This window comes from Streptomyces sp. AcH 505 (genome assembly GCF_000818175.1).
Lineage (GTDB): Bacteria > Actinomycetota > Actinomycetes > Streptomycetales > Streptomycetaceae > Streptomyces.
Genome location: NZ_JTIY01000001.1, coordinates 1,751,888 through 1,755,942 on the forward strand (window position 1 = coordinate 1,751,888; position 4,055 = coordinate 1,755,942).

2 protein-coding genes and 2 pseudogenes are annotated in these 4,055 nt (G+C 71.9%); 2 read left to right on the forward strand and 2 right to left on the reverse strand.

The features are described from left to right. Positions 1-841, reverse strand: a pseudogene (locus tag HY68_RS43570) (sigma-70 family RNA polymerase sigma factor); the annotation flags it as partial. A gap of 94 nt (positions 842-935) precedes the next feature. On the opposite strand from HY68_RS43570, the gene radA reads away from it, so the two are divergent. Together radA and disA are read left to right on the forward strand one after the other, a co-directional pair. Beyond that, the gene (gene radA, locus HY68_RS08140; RefSeq protein WP_041986239.1) at positions 936-2,345 is read left to right on the forward strand and encodes a DNA repair protein RadA; all 1,410 of its coding nucleotides are present in this window, start codon (positions 936-938) and stop codon (positions 2,343-2,345) included. Positions 2,346-2,389: 44 nt separating this feature from the next. Beyond that, on the forward strand, positions 2,390-3,514 hold the full coding sequence (disA, locus tag HY68_RS08145; RefSeq protein ID WP_041986243.1) for a DNA integrity scanning diadenylate cyclase DisA: 1,125 nt from the start codon (positions 2,390-2,392) through the stop codon (positions 3,512-3,514). Positions 3,515-3,579: 65 nt separating this feature from the next. Here the strand turns inward: disA and HY68_RS44880 are convergent. Further along, positions 3,580-4,055 (reverse strand): annotated as a pseudogene (locus tag HY68_RS44880) (hypothetical protein); the annotation flags it as partial.

Genomic DNA, 4,055 nt, shown 5'->3' on the forward strand with positions numbered 1-4,055 from the left:
ACGCTCCCTGCGCCGCCGCGGTGCCCGCGCCCGGCCAGGGACCCGACGCCTCGACGTGCTCGGCGGCGCGCCGGCAGCGCGGGCAGTCGTCCACGTGCCGCACCAGCTCGCGGCGGAGGGTGGCCGACAGCAGCACCTGGCTGTCGCCGGTGAGCCGGGCGACGGAGGGGCAGTTGCCGCTCTCGACGACGGCGAGCGCGGCGCGGGTGCGCTCCACCTCGCAGGCAGCCGACGCCAACAGCTCGCGGGCGGCCATCAGTTCCATCGACAGGACGGCGGCGACGTCGCGCGGGCCGAGCTGGTGGCGTACGGCCAGCTCCAGGATCTCGCGCTGCTCGGGTGTGGTCCCCGCCGCCTCCGGCCAGGCCAGCATGGCCAGTTCGCGGCGGCGGCGCTCGGCGGTCTCCGGCGCGACGGCCGGGTCGGACGCCGCAGGCGTCGCGTCCGCCGCCGGCGCCGGGCCCTTCACATGCGCGCCTTGACGGCTGGTGCGCTGTTCGGTGAGCTTGCGAAGACACGCCCAACGGGCGAGCGCATAGAGCCAGGCCTTGCGCTCCCCCTCGGCCGAGGGACAGCGGCCGAACTGCCTCTCGGAGAGCGACAGGACGTCACCGAGCACCTCGATCGCGGCGTCGTGGTCGCACAGTACGGAGAGGCAGTAGGTGAACAGCCCGTCCAGATAAGGCTCGTAGCGCTCGGGCGGGCGCTGCGCCACCGAACGGGGCGCACGACGGGGCGCACGATGTACGCCGGTGGTGTGCATGGAGGTCTCGGGACTGCTGCTCGTCACCTGGCGACGGTAGACAGAGAAATGCGCGCCCTCCGCCCCCCTTGAGCACATTTAATCCGTATGAGTGAAGCTGTCGGCGATGGTGGGGAAGCGTCCCGTGACCGCTGTGGTCGGCGTTGTCAGTGGGGGCCTATACGGTGACGCCATGGCCACCCGTACGAAGACCGCCAAGGACCGGCCGTCCTACCGCTGCACCGAATGCGGCTGGACGACCGTCAAATGGCTCGGCCGCTGCCCCGAGTGCCAGGCCTGGGGGACGGTCGAGGAGTACGGCGCGCCCGCCGTACGGACCACGGCCGCGGGGCGGGTCTCCACGGCCGCGCTGCCCATCGGCCAGGTCGACGGCCGTACGGCGACGGCGCGCTCGACGGGCGTGCCCGAGCTGGACCGGGTGCTCGGCGGCGGTCTCGTACCCGGCGCCGTCGTGCTGCTCGCGGGCGAACCGGGTGTGGGCAAGTCGACGCTGCTGCTGGACGTCGCGGCGAAGGCCGCCGACGAGGGGCACAAGACGCTGTATGTGACCGGCGAGGAGTCGGCCAGCCAGGTGCGGCTGCGCGCCGACCGGATCAAGGCCATCGACGACCATCTGTATCTCGCGGCCGAGACGGACCTGTCGTCCGTGCTCGGTCATCTCGACGCCGTCAAACCCGCCCTGCTGGTGCTGGACTCCGTGCAGACCGTCGCCTCGCCGGAGATCGACGGCGCGCCCGGCGGGATGGCGCAGGTCCGCGAGGTCGCGGGGGCGCTGATCCGCGCGTCGAAGGAGCGCGGCATGTCCACGATCCTGGTGGGCCATGTCACCAAGGACGGCGCCATCGCCGGGCCCCGGCTGCTGGAGCACCTGGTGGACGTGGTGCTGTCGTTCGAGGGCGACCGGCACGCCCGGCTGCGGCTGGTGCGCGGCATCAAGAACCGGTACGGGGCGACCGACGAGGTCGGCTGCTTCGAGCTGCACGACGAGGGGATCACCGGACTCGCCGACCCGTCGGGGCTGTTCCTCACCCGGCGTGACGAGCCCGTGCCCGGCACCTGTCTGACCGTCACGCTCGAAGGCCGCAGGCCGCTGGTTGCCGAGGTGCAGGCGCTGACCGTCGATTCGCAGATCCCGTCACCCCGGCGCACGACCTCGGGTCTTGAGACCTCCCGGGTGTCGATGATGCTGGCCGTGCTGGAGCAGCGCGGACGGATCAGTGCGCTGGGCAAACGGGACATCTACTGCGCCACGGTCGGCGGGGTGAAGCTGTCCGAGCCCGCCGCCGATCTCGCGGTGGCGCTCGCGCTGGCCTCGGCCGCCGGCGACACCCCGCTGCCGAAGAACCTCGTCGCGATCGGCGAGGTGGGGCTCGCGGGTGAGGTCAGACGGGTCACCGGCGTGCAGCGCAGGCTCTCCGAAGCCCACCGGCTGGGCTTCACCCACGCCCTCGTACCGCGCGATCCGGGCAAGATCCCGGCCGGTATGAAGGTGATAGAAGTCGCCGACATAGGTGAAGCGCTGAGGGCCCTGCCGCGCCGGGGTCGCGCCGAGGCACCACGGGAGGACAACGCGCGCCGGTAGACTTTGCCCTGGTCTCGCCCATCCGTACGAGCCGGAGGAATGCAGTGGCAGCCAACGACCGGGCATCAGCACCCGGAAAGTCCGGCGCGGGCTCCGGCAACGAAGCTTTGATGCGCGCCTCGCTGAGCGCCGTCGCGCCTGGAATGGCGCTGCGCGACGGCCTGGAGCGGATCCTGCGCGGCAACACCGGCGGTCTGATCGTCCTCGGCATGGACAAGACCGTCGAGTCGATGTGCACGGGCGGCTTCGTGCTGGATGTGGAGTTCACCGCCACGCGCCTGCGCGAGCTGTGCAAGCTCGACGGCGCGCTCATCCTCGACAAGGACATCACGAAGATCCTGCGGGCCGGTGTGCAGCTGGTCCCCGAGTCCTCGATCCCCACCGAGGAGACCGGCACCCGGCACCGCACGGCCGACCGCGTCTCCAAGCAGTGCGGGTTCCCCGTCGTCTCGGTCTCGCAGTCGATGCGGCTGATCGCCCTGTACGTGAACGGTGAGCGCCGGGTCCTGGAGGAGTCGGCGGCGATCCTCTCCCGCGCGAACCAGGCGCTGGCGACGCTGGAGCGCTACAAGCTGCGGCTCGACGAGGTCGCCGGGACGCTCTCCGCGCTGGAGATCGAGGATCTGGTGACGGTCCGTGACGTCACGGCTGTCGCGCAGCGCCTGGAGATGGTGCGCAGGATCGCCACGGAGATCGCGGAGTACGTGGTGGAGCTGGGCACCGACGGCCGGCTGCTCTCCCTCCAGCTGGACGAGTTGATCGCGGGCGTGGAGCCGGAGCGCGAGCTGGTCGTACGGGACTACGTCCCGGAGCCGACGGCGAAGCGCTCGCGCACGGTGGACGAGGCCTTGGCGGACCTGGGCTCGCCCAGCCACGCCGAGCTGCTGGAACTGGCCGTGGTGGCGCGCGCGTTGGGCTACAGCGGATCACCGGAGACGCTGGACTCGGCGGTGTCGCCGCGCGGTTACCGGCTGCTGGCGAAGGTGCCGCGGCTGCCCGGCGCCATCATCGAGCGGCTCGTGGAGCACTTCGGCGGCCTGCAGAAGCTGCTCGCCGCGAGCGTGGACGACCTGCAGACGGTCGACGGGGTCGGCGAGGCCCGCGCCCGCAGCGTCCGCGAGGGCCTGTCCCGGCTGGCGGAGTCGTCGATCCTGGAGCGCTACGTCTAGGCCCTGTCCGGCCTAGCAGGCGTCCGCGATCTGTCGCCCGCCGGGAGCGCCCGGCCGGACCGCCGTCAGTCCTTGTCGAGGCGGATGGACTTCTGGCCGAGCTGCACCGAGGCGCCCGCCGACTTGATCTCCACCAGGTAGGTGCCGGGCCCCACGGCCTTCGCCTTGGCCGCCGGGGTCGGGCAGTTCGGTGCGCTCTGCTTGCGGTCCCACTGCACGACCCGGGTGATCGTCGCGCCGGCCGGGACCTCGAAGTACGCGCTGCCGGTCTTCGGGCAGTCCTTGGACGACCAGACGTCGTCGTCATCGGCGTTGGTGACGGTCAGTACGACCGCCTTCGGCCCGAAGTCCGCCTTGCAGGCGGTGTTCGACGTGTTCGTGGCGACGAGCCGGAACGCCGGCTTCTCGCCCGGCGCGTAGGCGACCTTCGTACTGTCGAGCCGCAGCGTGAGGGAGTTGCGCGCGCAGGTGGGGAGCGTCGAGCTGACCGGTACCTGGCGGCCGGTGCTGCCGGCCGTACCGCCCGCGCCACCCGTGCCCG